Origin of the sequence: Saccharopolyspora sp. 6M, assembly GCF_020176775.1 — a bacterium.
GTDB classification, from domain to species: domain Bacteria; phylum Actinomycetota; class Actinomycetes; order Mycobacteriales; family Pseudonocardiaceae; genus Saccharopolyspora_C; species Saccharopolyspora_C gregorii.
On the sequence record NZ_JAIUJZ010000030.1, the window covers coordinates 18,132 to 34,897 of the forward strand.

The 16,766-nt window shown below is 72.2% G+C and carries 18 protein-coding genes; 13 read left to right on the forward strand and 5 right to left on the reverse strand.

All coding sequences use genetic code 11. The features are described from left to right. Nucleotides 1–2: 2 nt before the first annotated feature. Entirely contained in the window at nt 3–455 is a 453-nt protein-coding gene (locus tag LCD31_RS05600; RefSeq protein ID WP_224956410.1) for a DUF2550 domain-containing protein, read from the forward strand. A 101-nt stretch (nt 456–556) separates the two neighbouring features. Here the strand turns inward: LCD31_RS05600 and LCD31_RS05605 are convergent, their stop codons facing one another. Continuing rightward, the gene (locus LCD31_RS05605; RefSeq protein WP_224956411.1) at nt 557–1,474 is read right to left on the reverse strand and encodes a LysR family transcriptional regulator; all 918 of its coding nucleotides are present in this window, start codon (nt 1,472–1,474) and stop codon (nt 557–559) included. Nucleotides 1,475–1,545: 71 nt separating this feature from the next. On the opposite strand from LCD31_RS05605, the gene LCD31_RS05610 reads away from it, so the two are divergent. Then, nucleotides 1,546–2,037, forward strand: coding sequence for a GNAT family N-acetyltransferase (locus LCD31_RS05610; RefSeq protein WP_224956412.1), 492 nt, complete (start codon nt 1,546–1,548; stop codon nt 2,035–2,037). Nucleotides 2,038–2,056: 19 nt separating this feature from the next. After that, on the forward strand, nt 2,057–2,527 hold the full coding sequence (locus LCD31_RS05615) for a GNAT family N-acetyltransferase (RefSeq protein WP_224956413.1): 471 nt from the start codon (nt 2,057–2,059) through the stop codon (nt 2,525–2,527). A 4-nt stretch (nt 2,528–2,531) separates the two neighbouring features. On the opposite strand, the gene LCD31_RS05620 is transcribed toward LCD31_RS05615, so the two are convergent. Continuing rightward, nucleotides 2,532–3,104, reverse strand: a complete 573-nt coding sequence (locus LCD31_RS05620) for a cob(I)yrinic acid a,c-diamide adenosyltransferase (protein WP_224956414.1) — start codon at nt 3,102–3,104, stop codon at nt 2,532–2,534. 150 nt (nt 3,105–3,254) lie between these two features. Between LCD31_RS05620 and murA the strand changes: the two genes are divergently transcribed. Continuing rightward, nucleotides 3,255–4,511 (forward strand): UDP-N-acetylglucosamine 1-carboxyvinyltransferase, encoded by a 1,257-nt coding sequence (murA, locus tag LCD31_RS05625; RefSeq protein WP_224956415.1) that lies wholly within the window; start codon nt 3,255–3,257, stop codon nt 4,509–4,511. A 110-nt stretch (nt 4,512–4,621) separates the two neighbouring features. Here murA and LCD31_RS05630 read toward each other — a convergent pair whose 3' ends face one another. The 3 genes from LCD31_RS05630 to LCD31_RS05640 all read right to left on the reverse strand — a co-directional run bounded on the left by LCD31_RS05630 (nt 4,622) and on the right by LCD31_RS05640 (nt 7,391). Next, complete coding sequence (locus LCD31_RS05630; RefSeq protein ID WP_224956417.1) at nt 4,622–5,266, reverse strand: LysE family translocator; 645 nt, start codon at nt 5,264–5,266, stop codon at nt 4,622–4,624. Between the two features lie 99 nt (nt 5,267–5,365). Then, nucleotides 5,366–5,899, reverse strand: a complete 534-nt coding sequence (locus tag LCD31_RS05635; protein WP_224956419.1) for an NUDIX hydrolase — start codon at nt 5,897–5,899, stop codon at nt 5,366–5,368. Between the two features lie 103 nt (nt 5,900–6,002). After that, nucleotides 6,003–7,391 (reverse strand): amino acid permease, encoded by a 1,389-nt coding sequence (locus LCD31_RS05640; RefSeq protein WP_224956420.1) that lies wholly within the window; start codon nt 7,389–7,391, stop codon nt 6,003–6,005. A gap of 107 nt (nt 7,392–7,498) precedes the next feature. Between LCD31_RS05640 and nucS the strand changes: the two genes are divergently transcribed. The 9 genes from nucS (at nt 7,499) to LCD31_RS05685 (ending at nt 16,762) form a co-directional block, all read left to right on the forward strand. Beyond that, nucleotides 7,499–8,158 carry an endonuclease NucS gene (nucS, locus tag LCD31_RS05645; protein ID WP_224956421.1) on the forward strand — a complete coding sequence of 220 codons (660 nt, stop codon included), beginning with the start codon at nt 7,499–7,501 and terminating at the stop codon, nt 8,156–8,158. Between the two features lie 539 nt (nt 8,159–8,697). After that, nucleotides 8,698–10,380: a sodium:solute symporter family protein gene (locus LCD31_RS05650; protein WP_224956422.1), complete on the forward strand. Its 1,683-nt coding sequence runs from the start codon at nt 8,698–8,700 to the stop codon at nt 10,378–10,380. Between the two features lie 13 nt (nt 10,381–10,393). Further along, nucleotides 10,394–10,660: a hypothetical protein gene (locus LCD31_RS05655; protein WP_224956423.1), complete on the forward strand. Its 267-nt coding sequence runs from the start codon at nt 10,394–10,396 to the stop codon at nt 10,658–10,660. Between the two features lie 317 nt (nt 10,661–10,977). Beyond that, nucleotides 10,978–12,492, forward strand: a complete 1,515-nt coding sequence (locus LCD31_RS05660) for an aldehyde dehydrogenase family protein (RefSeq protein ID WP_224956424.1) — start codon at nt 10,978–10,980, stop codon at nt 12,490–12,492. A 386-nt stretch (nt 12,493–12,878) separates the two neighbouring features. Next, nucleotides 12,879–13,874: a dihydroxyacetone kinase subunit DhaK gene (dhaK, locus tag LCD31_RS05665; RefSeq protein WP_224956425.1), complete on the forward strand. Its 996-nt coding sequence runs from the start codon at nt 12,879–12,881 to the stop codon at nt 13,872–13,874. 17 nt (nt 13,875–13,891) lie between these two features. After that, on the forward strand, nt 13,892–14,521 hold the full coding sequence (gene dhaL / locus LCD31_RS05670; RefSeq protein WP_224956426.1) for a dihydroxyacetone kinase subunit DhaL: 630 nt from the start codon (nt 13,892–13,894) through the stop codon (nt 14,519–14,521). Continuing rightward, nucleotides 14,521–15,192 (forward strand): dihydroxyacetone kinase phosphoryl donor subunit DhaM, encoded by a 672-nt coding sequence (gene dhaM / locus LCD31_RS05675; protein ID WP_224956428.1) that lies wholly within the window; start codon nt 14,521–14,523, stop codon nt 15,190–15,192. The genes dhaL and dhaM overlap by 1 nt, the downstream gene beginning before the upstream one ends. Before the next feature lie 251 nt (nt 15,193–15,443). Then, the gene (locus LCD31_RS05680; protein WP_224956429.1) at nt 15,444–16,415 is read left to right on the forward strand and encodes a DUF3558 family protein; all 972 of its coding nucleotides are present in this window, start codon (nt 15,444–15,446) and stop codon (nt 16,413–16,415) included. Nucleotides 16,416–16,447: 32 nt separating this feature from the next. Beyond that, the gene (locus LCD31_RS05685) at nt 16,448–16,762 is read left to right on the forward strand and encodes a hypothetical protein (protein WP_224956430.1); all 315 of its coding nucleotides are present in this window, start codon (nt 16,448–16,450) and stop codon (nt 16,760–16,762) included. Nucleotides 16,763–16,766 lie beyond the last annotated feature (4 nt).

The following is a 16,766-nucleotide window of genomic DNA, read 5'->3' on the forward strand; positions in this document are numbered from 1 at the left end:
ACATGGGCTCCGCGGGCGTGTGGTCGATCATCGTTTTCGGGCTGGTGCTGCTCCTGGCGGCCGCGGCCCTGAGCGTGGTGCTGGCCGCGCGCCGGCGGTTGCAGCAGTTGCGCGCCGGCGGAATCGACGTGGCGCTGCGGCTGCGCACCGACGACCGCGGGCGGGGCTGGCACCTCGGCGTCGCGCACTACCGCGGTGAGGAGTTCACCTGGTACCGGGTGCTGAGCCTGCGTTCCGGCCCGAACTGGGTGGTGAACCGCCGGGAGGTGGAGATCGCCACCCGCCGCGAGCCCTCGGCGTCCGAGGTGTACGCGCTGCCGCAGGCGGCCACCGTGCTGCACCTGACCGGTCGCGGCGAGGAGATCGAGGTCGCGATGGGCGCGGATGCGCTCACCGGCTTCCTGTCCTGGTTGGAGTCCGCTCCGCCCGGGCGTTCCGTGCCCTGGGCTTCCTGAGCCCGCAGCGTCCAGCGCCCCCTCTTCGGAGGGGGCGCTTTTTCGCGCGCCGGGTCCGGAGGAAGGGAACCTTCCTGTCACCGGTGACCGGAAGGTTCCCTTCATCGCACCGGGTGCGCGGTGCCGCCGTGTTCGGCGCAGACGTCGCGCAGCAGGCCGAGGAACACCTCGGCGAGCTCGGTGGGGGAGTGCGCGGGCAGCACGGCGTGCACCCGCCGGAACAGCGCGGACTCGTCGAGTTCCCGGGTGACGGTGCCCGGCACGTCGCCGATGGCGAGCCGCGGCAGGAAGGCGACGGCGACTCCGGCGGACACCACGGCCTGCGCGACGGCGTACGACTCGGATTCGAACGGGACGTGCGGGGTGAACCCGGCGGTGCGGGCCAGGTCGTCGAGCTGGCGCCGGTTCGGCAGTTCCCGCGGCGCGCACGCCCACGCGTCGGCGGCGAAGTCCCGCAGCACCAGCGGGGATCCACCGGTGGCGGCCGGGTGGCGTTCGGGCAGCACGGCGAGCACCGGGTCGTCGAGCAGCGGCACCAGCCGCACCCCGGCGGGCGGGTGCAGCGGTTCGCCGTAGGAGGCGACGAGCGCCAGGTCCAGTTCGCGTTCGGCGACGAGCGCGTTGCCCTCGGTGGGGCCGAGGTCCACGACGGACAGCTCGCTGTCCGGGTGCAGCCGGTTCAGCGCGGCCAGGGCTTCGGGCAGCAGCCGCACGCCCGCGGTGGGGAAGGCTCCGAGCCGCAGCCTGGTGCGGTGCAGCCGCAGGTGCCGCGCCCGGTCCGCTTCGGCGCCGCGCAGGGCGTGCGCGATCCGGTCGGCGCGTTCGGCGAGCTGCTCCCCGAGCGAGGTGAGCCGGACGCCGTGCGGGAGGCGTTCGACGAGCGCGGTGCCCGCTTCCCGCTCCAGCCGGGCGAGCTGCTGGGACACCGCGGGCGGGGTGCGCCCGGTGAGCTCGGCGGCACGGGTGACGCTGCCGCCCTCGCGCAACGCCAACAGCAGCAGCAACTTCACCGGGTCCATGAAGCTCCACTTTAGCCATCGGAAGCCGGAGTAACTGGCGGTGAAGGCTTCGGCTCGGAAAGACTGGGCGCATGATGGACGCGACCCCGGACAGCGGCCGGTTCACGATCACCGCCGAATCGATCGCCGGTGCGGACGCCACGGCCGCGCTGGAGCAGTACGTCGCCGAGCTGGCGCAGGTGTTCCCCGCCGGGTTCGACCCGGGCCGGGCGGCCCCGCCGGAACCGGGCGATTTCGCGCCGCCGCGCGGCCGCTTCCTGCTGGTCCGGGACGCGGCGGGCGCGGTGCGGGGCTGCGGCGCGGTGCGGGTGCTGGAGCCCGGCATCGCGGAGATCCGGCGGATGTGGATCTCCCCGGTGCTGCGCGGTCGCGGCGCGGGCCGGGCGTTGCTGGCCGAGCTGGAGCGCAGCGCGGCGGAGCTGGGGTGCGGAGTGGTGCGCCTGGACACCGCCGCCGAGCTGCACGCCGCGCGCGCCCTGTACGGCTCGGCCGGTTACGCGGAGATCCCCGCCTACAACGACAACGAGTACGCCCGGCACTGGTTCGAGAAGGTGCTGGGCTGAGCGCTCCTAAGCTGGTCGCATGCACATCGAGATCGCCGAGTTCGACCATCCCGACGCGCAGCGGCTGATCGAGGAGGTCCAGCAGGAGTACGTGGGCCGCTACGGGCGCCGGGACGAGACACCGATCGACTCCGGGCAGTTCAGCGCCCCGCGCGGCACGTTCCTGCTCGGCTACCTCGCGGCGGAACCGGTCGCCATCGGCGGCTGGCGGGTGTACGACCCGGCGGAGTCGGAATTCGCGGACGGCGACGTCGAGCTCAAGCGGATGTACGTGTCGCCCGGCGCGCGGGGCCGCGGCCTGGCGCGGCGGCTGCTGGCCGAGCTGGAGGAGCGGGCCGCGGCGGCCGGGCACAAGCGGATCCTGCTGGAGACCGGGAACCGGCAGCCGGAGGCCATCGCGCTGTACCGCTCGGCGGGCTACTCCGGCATCCCGGCGTTCGGCCCGTACCGCGGCGATCCAGGTTCGGTGTGCTTCGCCAAGCGGCTGTGACCGGTCAGGCGCCGCCGCCCGGGCGCCACAGCACGTCACCGCCCGGGTTGGCGACGCGGGCGAGGATGAACAGCAGGTCGGAGAGCCGGTTCAGGTACTTGGCGGCGAGCGCGTTGCTGCGCTCGGCGTCGACCTCCAGCAATGCCCACGCAGAGCGCTCCGCCCGCCGCGCCGTGCACCGGGCCTGGTGCAGCAGCGCACCGCCGGGGGTGCCGCCGGGGAGGATGAACGAGTTCAGCTTCGGCACCTGCGCGTTGTACTCGTCGCACCAGCCTTCGAGCCGGTCGATGTAGTCCTGGGTGACCCGCAGCGGCGGGAACTCGGGGTTCGGCACCACCGGGGTGGACAGGTCGGCGCCCACGTCGAACAGGTCGTTCTGCACGGTCCGCAGCACCTCGACGATCGCCGCGTCGAAGCTCGCGGTGGCCAGCGCCACTCCCAGCACCGAGTTCGTCTCGTCCACGTCGGCGTAGGCGACCAGCCGCGGATCGGTCTTGCTGATCTGCGAGTTGTCCGAGAGCCGCGTGGTGCCGGCGTCGCCGGTCCGGGTGTAGATCTTCGTCAGGTGTACGGCCATGCCTTCCAGGGTAGGTGCTGCGCGCCGGTTGATCGTGGGATGAAGGGAACCTTCCGGTCACCGGTGGCAGGAAGGTTCCCTTCATCGCACGGCCGCGGCCCGGCGCACCCGCCACGGACGGGGCGGCGCCCGGCCCGTAACCTGCTGTTCGTGAGTGAGCACTTCCGCGTGCACGGCGGGGCGCGCCTCGTCGGCGAAGTCGATGTGGTCGGCGCGAAGAACAGCGTGCTGAAGCTGATGGCGGCCGCGTTGCTGGCCGAGGGCACGACGACGATCACCAACTGCCCGGAGATCCTGGACGTCCCGCTGATGGGCGACGTGCTGCGCAGCCTGGGCTGCGAGGTCGCCATCGAGGGCCGCACCGCGTACATCACGACGCCCGCGGAGATCAGCCACGAGGCGGTGTCGCCGTCGATGGGCAAGCTGCGCGCCTCGGTGTGCGTGCTGGGCCCGCTGGTGGCGCGGTGCCGCAAGGCCGTGGTGACGTTGCCGGGCGGCGACGCGATCGGTTCGCGTCCGCTGGACATGCACCAGAGCGGGCTGCGGCAGCTCGGCGCGACCAGCCACATCGAGCACGGCGCGGTGGTGGCGGAGGCGGAGAACCTGCGCGGCGCCCAGATCTGGCTGGACTTCCCGAGCGTGGGCGCCACGGAGAACATCCTGATGGCCGCGGTCCTCGCCGAAGGCACCACGATGATCGACAACGCGGCGCGGGAGCCGGAGATCGTCGACCTGTGCGTGATGCTCCAGCAGATGGGCGCGAAGATCGAGGGCGCGGGCACCTCGACGCTCACCGTGCACGGGGTGACCTCGCTGAAGGCGGTGGAGCACCGCGTCATCGGCGACCGCATCGTCGGCGCCACCTGGGCGTTCGCCGCGGTGGCCACCCAGGGCGACATCAAGGTGCGCGGGGTGGACCCGCACCACGTGAACCTGGTGCTGGAGAAGCTGCGCAGCGCGGGCGCCGAGGTCGTGGTGGGCGATGAGGAGTTCCGCGTGGTCGCGGACCGCCGCCCGCTGGCCGTGGACTACGTGACGCTGCCGTACCCGGGGTTCGCGACGGACCTGCAGCCGATGGCGCTGGCGCTGTCGGCGGTGGCCGACGGCACGTCGATGATCACGGAGAACCTGTTCGAGTCCCGCTTCCGGTTCATCGAGGAACTGGTGCGGATGGGCGCGGACGCGCGCACCGACGGGCACCACGCGGTGGTGCGTGGGTTGGAGCGGCTCTCCAGCGCCCCGGTGTGGGCGTCGGACATCCGCGCCGGGGTCGGCCTGGTGCTGGCCGGGTTGTGCGCGGACGGCGTGACCGAGGTGTGGGACGTGTTCCACATCGACCGGGGTTATCCGAACTTCGTGGAGAACCTGCGCAGCCTGGGCGCCTATATCGAGCGCGTCACGGACTGACCGACCGGCGGCCGGACTCCTCGCGGCTCAGCAGCTCCCGACGGCTCCGCGGTTCGGCCGCCGCTGAGGTTCCGCCACCCGAGCACCACGTGGCCGAAGTGGAGTCTGCATCAGCCGCTCTCGAAGGCCACCCGGAGGCCTAGGGCGATCATCACGGTGCCGGTGGCGCGTTCCAGCGCGAGCTTCACCTTCCGGCGGCTGAGCAGTTCGCGCAGGCCGCCGACCAGCCAGGACGCCAGCCGCCAGTACACCAGCGCCACGGCCAGGAACGCCACGGTGAGGATCATCGAGGTGAGCGCGCGCGGTTCGCCGGGCGAGATGAACTGCGGCAGCAGCGTCAGGAACAGCAGGATGATCTTCGGGTTGAGCACGTTGCTCACCAGGCCCTGCCGGAACGCCGCGCGCCGCGTCAGCCCCCCGGCGACCGGCCGCGGTTCCGGCAGCGCCGCCGCGGGCGCCTCGTGCCGGTTCCGGATGCTCTTCCACAGCGTCGTCGCGCCGAGCCACACCAGGTAGGCGGCGCCGCCGAGCTTGAGCGCCGTGTAGGCGACGGCGGAGGCCGCCAGCAGCGCGGAGAGCCCCGCCACCGAGATCGCCGCGTGCACCAGCAGGCCGGCGCAGCAGCCGAGCCCGGTCCACCACATCCCGGTCGAGCCGCCGCGGATGCTGTTGCGCAGCCCGAGCGCCATGTCCGGCCCGGGGGCGAGGGTCACCACGATCACGAACAGCACGAAGGGCACGAGTTGAGCTGGCACCAGCGCAGGATAATGAGCCGGGGCGGGTTCCGTCACGTGATTCCGGGCGCCCGCGACGGGCGCCACAGCCGCGCGTGACCGGGACCGGTGCGATACCGGTCAAACCCCCCGTTCGTGCAAGCAGAGCAGTTGGTAGGCGGCCACGGATTGGGCGTCGGTGACCGCGCCGCCGCGGATCATCCGCTCGAACTCGGCGCGTTCGAACCACGCCGCCCGCATGTCCTGCTCCTCCGGTTCCCGTTCGTGCTCGCCCGCGGTGAGCCCGGTCGCCAGGTATGCGCGACCGCGCTGGCTGGACATGCCCGGCGCCACGTCCAGGCGTCCCAGCTCGGTGAGCCGCTCGGCGCGCAGGCCCGTTTCCTCGCGCAGTTCGCGGGCGGCGAGTTCGGCGGTCTCGACTTCGGCGCGGTCGGGCGCGGTGCCCTGCGGGAACTCCCAGCGGCGTTGCCCGAGCGGGTAGCGGAACTGCTCGACCAGGTGAATCCGGTCGCCGTCCAGCGGGATGATCAACGCGTAGTCCGGTTTGTCCACCACGCCGTAGATGCCGTCGGACCCGTCGGGGCGGCGGATGCCGTCCTCCCGGACGGTCATCCACGCGTTGGCGTACACCTCGCGGCTGCTCGTCATGCGCATCCGACCATCGTCCACCGCCCCGCCGCGCGCCGGTCGCGCGGTGTGCGGAAGGGAACCTTCCGGTCATGGCTGCGCGGAAGGTTCCCTTCCCGTCGACCCGGGCTCAGTTGAGCTTGGACCGCCGCAGCCCGTACCCGAGGTACACGGCGAGCCCCGCCACCATCCAGATCGCGAAGACGAGCCAGGTCACCCGGTCCAATCCGAGGATCAGGTAGGCGCACAGCGCGACCCCGAGCAGCGGCACCCACGGCATCAGCGGGGTGCGGAAGGACCGCTCCAGGTCGGGTTTGCGCCGGCGCAGCACGATGACGCCGATGTTGACGACGCCGAACGCGACGAGCGTCCCGATGCTGGTGGCGTCGGCGAGGCTGCTCAGCGGCACCACGGCGGCGAGGGCGGCCACCAGCAGCCCGACGATCATGGTGTTGTGCGCGGGCACGGCCCGGCGGTTGACCGCGGACAGCTTGGCGGGCATCAACCCGTCCCGGGACATCGACACCAGGATCCGCGTCTGCCCGTACAGCACGGTGAGCACCACGGAGGCGATGGCGACGACGGCGCCGAAGGCGAGCAGCACCGCGGGCCAGCCCTGGCCGGTGACGATCTCCAGCGCGGTGGCCAGCGAGGCGTCCGACCCGCCGAGCACGTCGGTGCCGACGGCGCCGACGGCGGCGAACGCGACCACGACGTAGACGAGGGTGACGATCGCGAGCGAGATCATGATGGCCCGCGGCAGGTCCCGCTTCGGATTGCGCGCTTCCTCGCCCGCGGTGGAGGCGGCGTCGAAGCCGATGAACGAGAAGAACACCGCGGACGCCCCGGCGGAGATCCCGGCGATGCCGGCGGGCGCGAACGGGGTGAGGTTGTCCGAGCGGAACGCGGTCAGCGCCACGCAGACGAAGAACACCAGCACGCCGATCTTCAGCAGCGTGGTGGCGGTGGTGACGGCGGCGCTCTCCCGCACGCCCATCATCAGCACGGCGGTGGCCAGCAGCACCACGATGACGGCGGGCACGTTGACCACGCCGCCTTCACCGGGCGGCGCGGACAGCGCGTCGGGCAGGGTGAGCCCGATGGTGCCGCGCAGGAACTCGTTGAGGTAGCCGCCCCAGCCGACGGCGACCGCGGCCACCGAGACGCCGTACTCCAGCAGCAGGCACCAGCCGCAGATCCAGGCGACGAGTTCACCGAGCGTGGCGTAGGCGTAGGAGTAGGCCGATCCGGAGACGGGCACGCTGCCCGCCAGTTCGGCGTAGGACAGCGCGGAGCAGAGCGCGGCGAGACCGGCCAGCACGAACGACACGACGACGGCCGGGCCCGCGGCGGGCGCGGCTTCGGCGAGCACGACGAAGATGCCGGTGCCGAGGGTCGCGCCGACGGACAGCGCGATGAGCGGCACGAGTCCGAGCGTGCGGTGCAGCGCGGTGTGCGAGCCGTCGTCGGCGAGGCGCTCGACCGGTTTGACTCGGGTGAACAGCTGGGCGTACGACACGGGAACGCACGGTAGACCCGGTGCGACTGGTGATCTTTCGAAGGTTCGCCTGCCCTGAACCGGCATGGGTGCTCGACATCGTGATCGTCGCCCGTACCCTGTGCCGGGTGCGTCTTGTCATCGCTCGCTGCAAGGTCGATTACGTCGGCCGCCTCACCGCGCACCTGCCCATGGCGCAGCGCCTGCTGCTGGTGAAGGCGGACGGTTCGGTCTCGGTGCACTCCGACGACCGCGCCTACAAGCCGTTGAACTGGATGAGCCCGCCGTGCTGGCTCATCGAGGATCCCGGCGTGTGGACGGTGCAGAACAAGGCCGGCGAGAAGCTGGTGATCAGCCTCGAAGAGGTGCTGCACGACTCCAAGCACGAGCTCGGCCCGGAACCGGGCCTGGTCAAGGACGGCGTCGAGGCGCACCTGCAGCAACTGCTGGCCGAGCACGTCACGACGCTCGGCGACGGGTGGTCGCTGGTGCGCCGCGAGTTCCCGACGGCGATCGGTCCGGTGGACCTGATGTGCCGGGATTCGGACGGTTCCAGCGTCGCGGTCGAGATCAAGCGCCGCGGCGAGATCGACGGGGTGGAGCAGCTGACCCGCTACCTGGAGCTGTTGAACCGGGATCCGCTGCTGTCCCCGGTGACGGGCGTGTTCGCCGCGCAGCAGATCAAGCCGCAGGCGCGGACGCTGGCCGAGGACCGCGGCATCCGGTGCGTGACCTTGGACTACGACCAGCTGCGCGGGATCGAGCCGGACGAGTTCCGGCTGTTCTGATCCGCCACCGGGTGAAACCCGGCTTTCGAACGTGTGTTCACTCCGCTGAGTGATGATTTCCGTGGTGGGGCGCGGAACACTGGAGGCATGATCAGCCCAGTGCTCCGCGCCTCCGCTCCTGCTCCTCGTCCTGCCGGCCGTGTCGACGGCCGGTGTTCGGCGTGGCCGGCCGGGTTCGGCGGCCCACCTGCGCGCACCGCCCGCCCCGGCGCTCCGCCGGTGCGCGAACCGGCTCGGTGCGCCTCCGGCGGCTCGGGTTGATTTCCGTTTTCTCCTGTGGACTGGTCCGGTGCGGCGTGGTGGATTCACCGTCCGCGTTGGTTCGGCGTCGGTTCGTGGTGGGTTTCCGGTGCCGCTGCTGCGGCTGACTGTCCGTGATGTTTCCGCTGCTCGGGGGAGTGTCGATACCTCCGAAAGGTGACGCTCAACGAATTGGTATCGGTCCAGTGTGAGTGGTCCCACTGTGCGGTAGTGTCCGTCTGCCGCCGATCGGGTGGTGATTATCGTTGGACTTTGTTGGGTCTGGAGGTGGGGTAGCCGTGGACGTGCTAGCCCAAGAAGAGTTGCGGCTCGATGCCAGTGCGGTCGACTACGTGCTGCTCGCGCTGTACTTCGCGTTCGTGCTCGGAATCGGCTATCTCGCCCGGCGCTCGGTCTCCACGAGCTTGGACTTCTTCCTGTCCGGGCGCGCGCTGCCGGCGTGGGTGACGGGGTTGGCCTTCATCGCCGCCAACCTGGGCGCGATCGAGATCATCGGCATGTCGGCGAACGGCGCCGAGTACGGCATGCCGACCATGCACTACTTCTGGGTCGGTGCGGTCCCGGCGATGCTGTTCCTCGGCATCGTGATGATGCCGTTCTACTACGGCTCGAAGGTCCGCAGCGTTCCCGAGTTCATGCTGCGCCGGTTCGGCAAGCCCGCCCACCTGGTCAACGGCATCAGCTTCGCCGTCGCCCAGGTGCTCATCGCGGGCGTCAACCTGTACCTGCTGGCGAGCATCGTGAACGTGCTGCTGGGCTGGCCGCTGTGGGTCTCCGTGCTGGTGGCCGCCGCGATCGTGCTCACCTACACCGCGCTCGGCGGGCTGTCGGCGGCGATCTACAACGAGGTGCTGCAGTTCTTCGTGATCGTCGCGGCACTGCTGCCGCTGACGCTGGTCGGCCTGCACAAGGTCGGCGGCTGGGACGGCCTGGTCGAGAAGATCAGCGCCAGCCCGGGCGGGCCCGAGCAGCTCTCGGCGTGGCCGGGCACCGAGCTCACCGGCTTCACCAACAGCTTCCTGAGCGTGCTGGGCATCGTGTTCGGCCTCGGCTTCGTGCTGGCCTTCGGCTACTGGACGACGAACTTCGTCGAGGTGCAGCGCGCCATGGCCTCCAAGAGCATGTCCGCGGCCCAGCGCACCCCGATCATCGGTGCCTTCCCCAAGCTGCTGATCCCGTTCATCGTCATCATCCCCGGCATGATCGCCGGCGTCGCGGTGCAGGAACTCGTCGCCTACAAGGCGACCGAGACCGGCAGCGTGGACTACAACGACGCGATCCTGCTGCTGATGCGCGACCTGCTGCCCAACGGCATCCTCGGCGTGGCGCTGGCCGGTCTGCTCGCCTCGTTCATGGCCGGCATGGCGGCGAACCTGAGCTCGTTCAACACGGTCTTCACCTACGACATCTGGCAGGCGTACATCGCCAAGGACCGGCCGGACCAGTACTACCTGAAGATGGGTCGCTGGGTCACCGTCGGTGCCACCGTGATCGCCGTCGGCACCGCGTTCATCGCCTCCGGTTACTCCAACCTGATGGACTACCTGCAGCAGCTGTTCTCGTTCTTCAACGCGCCGCTGTTCGCCACGTTCATCCTGGGCATGTTCTGGAAGCGGATGACCCCGACCGCGGGCTGGCTCGGCCTGGTGCTGGGTACCGTCTCCGCGGTCGCGGTGTTCGGCCTCTCCGAGGCCGGGGTGCTGGACCTGCCGGGCCAGGGCGCCAGCTTCGTCGGTGCCGGTGCCGCGTTCGTCGTCGACATCGTGGTCAGCGTGCTGGTGAGCGTGGTGACCCGGCCGAAGCCCGAAGCCGAGCTGGTCGGTCTGGTGTACTCGCTCACGCCGCGGACCAAGCTCCAGGCCTCGAACTCGGGTGAGGACGCGGGCTGGTACCGCAAGCCCGGCTTGATGGCGGGCATCGTCCTGGTGATCACCATCGTGCTCAACATCGTCTTCGGCTGACCGGAGGAACCCCATGGCTACTGAGACAAGCAAGCGCACCGCGGGCGCCTTCGACATCCGGCTGATCATCGCCGTGCTGTTCTTCCTGTACGGCTTGGTGCTCACCGTGCTCGGGGCCACCGCGAGCTCCGAGGACGTGGCGAAGGCCGCGGGCATGAACATCAACCTGTGGAGCGGCGTCGGCATGCTCGTCTTCGCCGTCCTGTTCGCCCTGTGGGTCCGGTTGCGGCCCATCGTGGTGCCCGCGGACGTCTCCGAGGACACCGCGACCGAACACTGACCGGGACCTTCCCGCCCGGTCACCGGGCGGAACGGCCCGTCCGCGCGGCGTCGTCGACCACGGCTTCGGCCTGGTCGGCGGCGCCGCGTTCGCACGTCCGGGCCCGGGACGCGCGACCGCCGCCGCGCCGACCGAGGTGCGGTCCGACGGCGGTGCGCCGCGAACCCGGGAGCCCGCTGCCGCGGCCGCGCGGGCGGGCGAGGACTTCGCGCCGTTCACATGCGAACCCGGCATTAGTTCGCAGAACCTGCCGCTGAGCGCGGGATTTCCGTAGGCTGCCGATTCACAACGACCATTGACACGGTGGGAGGCAGCACATGACCCGGACCGCCAGCGGCGAGGCCGAGCCGATGGCCGCAGCGAGCTCAGCGCAGACCACGTTCGACTCGCTCGACCCGCGTACCGGCGAAGTCGTGGGCCGGTACCCGCTGCACGACGCCACCGAGGTCAACGAGATCGTCGAATCCGCCCGGGTCGCCGGGCGGTGGTGGGCGGAGCTCGGCTTCGCGGAGCGCAAGAAACGACTGGACCAGTGGCGCGCCCTGCTGGTGCGCGGCATCGACGAGCTGGCCGGGGTGATCTGTTCGGAGACCGGCAAACCGCTCGACGACGCCCGGCTCGAACTGGTCCTGGTGATCGACCACCTGCACTGGGCGGCGAACAAGGCCGAGAAGGTGCTGCGCAGGCGCAAGGTGGGGTCCGGCGTGCTGATGGCCAACCAGGCCGCCACCGTCGAGTACGTGCCGTTCGGGGTCGTCGGCGTGATCGGCCCGTGGAACTACCCGGCGTTCACTCCGATGGGATCGATCGCCTACGCGCTCGCGGCGGGCAACTCGGTGGTGTTCAAGCCCAGCGAACTCACCCCCGGCGTCGGTCGCTGGTTGGTGGACAGCTTCGCCGAGGTCGTACCGGAGCACCCCGTGCTGGCCCTCACCACCGGATTCGGCGAGACCGGTGCCGCGCTGTGCGCGTCGGGCGTCGACAAGGTGGCGTTCACCGGCTCCACGGCCACCGGCAAGCGCGTGATGGCGGCCTGCTCGGAGACGTTGACCCCGGTGCTGGTCGAGTGCGGTGGCAAGGACGCGCTCATCGTCGACTCCGACGCCGACCTCAAGGCCGCCGCGGAAGCCGCCGTCTGGGGCGGCATGTCCAACGCCGGGCAGACCTGCATCGGCGTGGAGCGGGTGTTCGTGGTGGAGGCCGTCGCGGACCGGTTCCTCGAACTCGTCGCCGAACGCGCCAAGAAGCTGCGGCCCGGCGGTGAGCCGGGTGCCGACCTGGGGCCGATCACCATGCCCTCCCAGGTCGAGGTCATCCGCAGGCACGTCGACGAAGCACTCGACGGGGGCGCGCGGGCCGTCGTCGGTGGCAAGGACTCGGTGCGGCCCCCGTTCGTGGAACCGGTGGTGCTCGTCGACGTCCCGGCCGGCTCGGCGGCGGCGGTCGACGAGACCTTCGGCCCGACCCTCGTCGTGGAACGCGTGCGCGACGCGGACGAAGGCGTGGAGCGCGCCAACCAGGGGAACTACGGCCTCGGCGGCACCGTGTTCTCGCGGTCCCGCGGGGTGGAGCTGGGGCGGAAGCTGCGGGCCGGGATGGTCGCGGTCAACTCGGTCATCGCGTTCGCCGCGGTTCCCGCGCTGCCCTTCGGCGGCGTCGGCGACTCCGGGTTCGGGCGCATCCACGGCGAGGACGGGCTGCGCGAGTTCGCCCGCCCGCAGTCGATGACCCGCACCAAGTTCCGCATCCCGCTGAACCCGATGAGCTTCGCCCGCTCGAAGGGCACGGTGCGCGCGGTCGTTCGGCTGATCCGCCTCACCCGCGGGCGCTGACGGGCTGAGCACGAGGGCCTTCCGGTCACCGCGCCCCGCGTGCGGTGACCGGAAGGTTCCCTTCCTCGCGCCGGTGACAGGAAGGTTCCCTTGGCCGTGCTGGTGACAGAAAGGTTCCCTTCCTCGCACCCGTGACAGGAAGGTTCCCTTCCTCGCACCGGCGGTGCTCGGTGTGCTGGTGCGTCGCGCCGCGTAACCTGCCCGCTCGGAGTGATCGAATGCGCGTCGCGGCGGGCCGAGAGGTGCCGCGCGGCCCCGGTGGGGGTGAGGATTGTGCGGAGGCGGTCGCTCCGGGCGCGTGTGGTCGGTGCGCCCGAACGTTCCAGCGAGACCGGTCGTCGAGCAGGCGGCGCCGCGGTCGCGATCCGGCGGCGAGGAGAGCAACGGTGAAGAAGATCATCAACGATCCGGCCGCGGTGGTCGGCGACGCGCTGCGCGGCATGGCCGCCGCGCACCCGGAGCTGCTGCGGGTGCGCACCGATCCGGCGTTGATCGTGCGCGCCGACGCGCCGCTGGCGGGCCGGGTGGCGTTGATCTCGGGTGGCGGTTCGGGCCACGAGCCGCTGCACGGCGGTTTCGTGGGGCGGGGCATGCTCACGGCGGCGGTGCCGGGCGCGGTGTTCACCTCGCCGACGCCGGACGCGGTGCAGGCGGCGATCGCCGAGACCGAGGCGGGCGCGGGTGCGCTGCTGCTGGTGAAGAACTACACGGGTGACGTGCTGAACTTCGAGACGGCGGCGGAGCTGGCGGGCCTGGAGGGCACCGACGTCCGCGCGGTGATCGTCGACGACGACGTGGCGGTGAAGGACTCCACGCACACCGCGGGCCGCCGCGGCGTGGGCGGCACCGTCCTGGTGGAGAAGATCGTCGGCGCGGCGGTGGAGCGCGGCGTGGACCTGGCGGGTTGCGAGGCGATCGCCCGGCGCGTGGTGGGCTGGGTGCGGTCGATGGGCGTGGCGCTGACCGGGCCGACCGTTCCGCACGCGGGCTCCCCGAGCTTCACGCTCGGCGACGACGAGGTGGAGATCGGCATCGGCATCCACGGGGAGCCTGGCCGGGAACGCATCCCGATGGAGGACGCGGACGGCCTGGTCGCGAGGCTGCTGGAGCCGATCTTGGCGGACCTGCCGTTCGAGGCGGGCGACGAGGTCCTGCTGTTCACGAATTCGATGGGCGCGACGCCGCTGATCGAGCTGTACCTGGCGCACGGCGTCGCGGAGCGGCTGTTGGCGGAGCGGGGCGTGCGGGTGCGCCGCAGGCTGGTCGGCCCGTACACGACGAGCCTGGACATGCAGGGCATGAGCCTGACGTTGCTGAAGCTGGACGACGAGCTCACCGAGCTGTGGGACGACCCGGTGCGCACGGCCGCACTGCACTGGTGACGAGGACGGGTGAACTGATGGGTTGCACGGCACAGGACGTGATCGCCGCGCTGCGGGCGGGCGCGGCGGTGGTGGGCGATCACCGGGACGAGCTGGTGGAGCTGGACCGGGTGATCGGCGACGCGGACCACGGCGAGAACATGGACCGCGGGTTCCGCGCGGTCGCTTCGAAGCTGGACACGGCGGCGCCGGAGACGCCGGGCGCGGTGCTCAAGCAGGTCGCCACCACGTTGATCTCCACGGTCGGCGGGGCGTCCGGTCCGCTGTACGGCACGGCGTTCCTGCGGGCGGCGTCCGCGGTGGGGGACGCGACCGAGCTGGACGGCATGGCGGTCGCGGCGGCCCTGCAGTCCGGGTTGGAGGGCGTGGTGGCCCGCGGCAGGGCCGAGCCGGGGGACAAGACGATGGTGGACGCGCTGGTCCCGGCGGTGGACGCGGCGACGGCCGCCGCCGCGGAGGGCGCGGGCCCGGACCGGGTGCTGGCGGTGGCCGCGGCCGCCGCGCGCACGGGTGCGGAGTCCACCGAACCGCTCGTCGCCCGCAAGGGCCGGGCGTCCTACCTGGGGGAGCGCAGCGCGGGGCACGTCGACCCGGGCGCCCGTTCGACCGCGCTGCTGTTGTCCGCGTTCGCCGAATCGAGGTCGTGATGGGTGTCGGACTGGTCGTCGTGTCGCACAGCGAGCGGCTCGCCGCGGGGGTGGCGGAGCTGGCCGCGCAGATGGCGCCGGACGTGGTGGTGCTGCCCGCGGGCGGGTTGGCCGGGGGTGCTCTCGGCACCGACTTCGACAAGGTGTCCGCGGCGCTCTCGGACGCCGACTCGGGTTCCGGGGTGGTGCTGCTCTACGACCTGGGCAGCGCGCAGATGACGGCGGAGCTGGCGGTGGAGACGCTGGGCGACCCGACGCGGGCCATCGTCGCGGACGCCCCGTTGGTGGAGGGCGCGGTGGCCGCGGCCGTGGAGGCGCAGGGCGGCAAGGACCTGGACGCGGTGGCGCGCGCCGCGGTCGCCGCCGGGGTCGGGTCGGACATCGAGCAGGCCGCTCCGGCCGGGGAGACGATCACCGAGGAGCTGGAGCTGCGCAACGAGGTCGGGTTGCACGCCCGCCCGGCGGCGTTGCTGGCCCGCAGCCTCGCCGGGTTGCAGGCGGACGTGCGGGTGCGGCTCGGCGACGCGGAGGCCGATGCGGCGAGCGTGCTGGGGCTGATGGGGCTCGGTGCCCGCAAGGGCGACCGGGTGACCCTCGTCGCCAGCGGCGCCGACGCCGGGGAGGCGGTGCGGCGCGTGCTGGAGTTGGTGGAGGGCAACTTCGGCGAGTGACCGGGCCTGCCCGGGAGATCACGGCCCCGCCCGGCTCGGGGATCGGCAGCTTCGCCCGGAGGACCGCCGCCCGGGACCTCGCAGCTCGGGCCGGAAATCCGCGCCCGCGCCCGGAAAGCGGTCCACCGGACGGCCGCGGACGTCCTGCCGTCCGGGGACCGTGCGACGAGTCGAGGCGCGGCGACCGGGAGTTCCGCGCGGCCCGCCCCCATCGTCGCGGGAGCGGGTCGCCGGGCGGTTAGGGTGAGTCGATGCCGTCGCGCCCCCGCTTCCGAGGCCTGCCGGTGCTGCTGCTATCGCTGCTGTTGGCCGCAGGGTGCAGCGGTGTCGCGCAGCAGCTCCCCGAACCCGCGCCGGACCGCGAGTCCGCCGATCGGGCGGCGGCCCTCGGCGATCCCCGCACGGTCGACCCGTGTTCGCTGGTCGACGATGCCGCGCTGGCGCGCTTCGGCGAGGTGCGCGACGCGGGCACCGTCTCGTTGGACTACTGCCTGCTGCGGGTGCGCGCGGACGGCGGTGCCCTCGCGCAGGTGAAGGTCGGCGAACTCGCGCCGGAAGACCCCGGCCAGTCGGATCCGGTGGTGGGCGAGGCCGAGCCGCGCATCGCGCAGGAGGCGCCGCTGCCGGGCCACTGCACCCGGCGGGTGCTGCTCGGCGACCGGTCGGTGCTGGTGAGCGCCGACCAGCTGGCCGGTGGTCCGGGTGTCGAGCTGTGCGGGATGGCGCAGGCGGGTGCCGAACAGGTCGCCGCCGCTATCCGGGAACACCGGGTGTCGCACCGGAACTTCCCCGCGAACTCGCTGGCCGTGCTGGATCCGTGCCGGGTGCTGTCCACCGACGTGGTGCGGCAGGTCCCGGGCCTGGAGAACGCCGAGCCGGTGGCCGCGCCGGGCGGCCACCAGTGCCAGTGGGGGCCGGACGACGCGTCCGCGCCGCGGGTCCGGCTGGTGCACACGGCCGGTGACCCGCCTGCGGTGCTGCACGGCACGGCGGTCGAGGAGCAGATCGCGGGCCGGCGCACCGTGACCAGCGTCGTCGGTGGTGATCCGGCGACCCCGCTGTGCTCGGCGGAGACCGGGCACCTGCCGTTCGGCCCGGCCGGCGACGGCCAGGTGGAGGTGGCGATGCTCGTCGTCGCCTACCCGGACGGGACCGGCCTGGACGCGTGCGAGTTCGCGAGGGGCCTCGCGGAGCGCGCCTGGCCCGGGCTGCCACCGCGCTAGGGGCGGCGGCGCGGGCGGTTACGGTGTGGGGCGTGCCGCGCCGCAACCGCCAACAACGTCCCGCCGGAGGCCAGCCGGGGAAGTCCCCGCGCCCGTTGGGCGCCGGTTTCGGCTGGTCCAGGGTCGAAGAGGGTCCCGACGGCGAGTGGGTGGTGCGCACGGTGCCCGCCGCGCAGGCCACCAAGACCTACCGCTGCCCGGGCTGCGACCACGAGGTGCGGCCCGGTGTCGGGCACGTGGTGGCGTGGCCCGCCGACGAGCAGGGGGACGTGGCGGACCGGAGGCATTGGCACAGCTCCTGCTGGCAGGCCCGCGCCCGGCGCGGCCCGACGCGCCGGTGGTCCTGAGCCG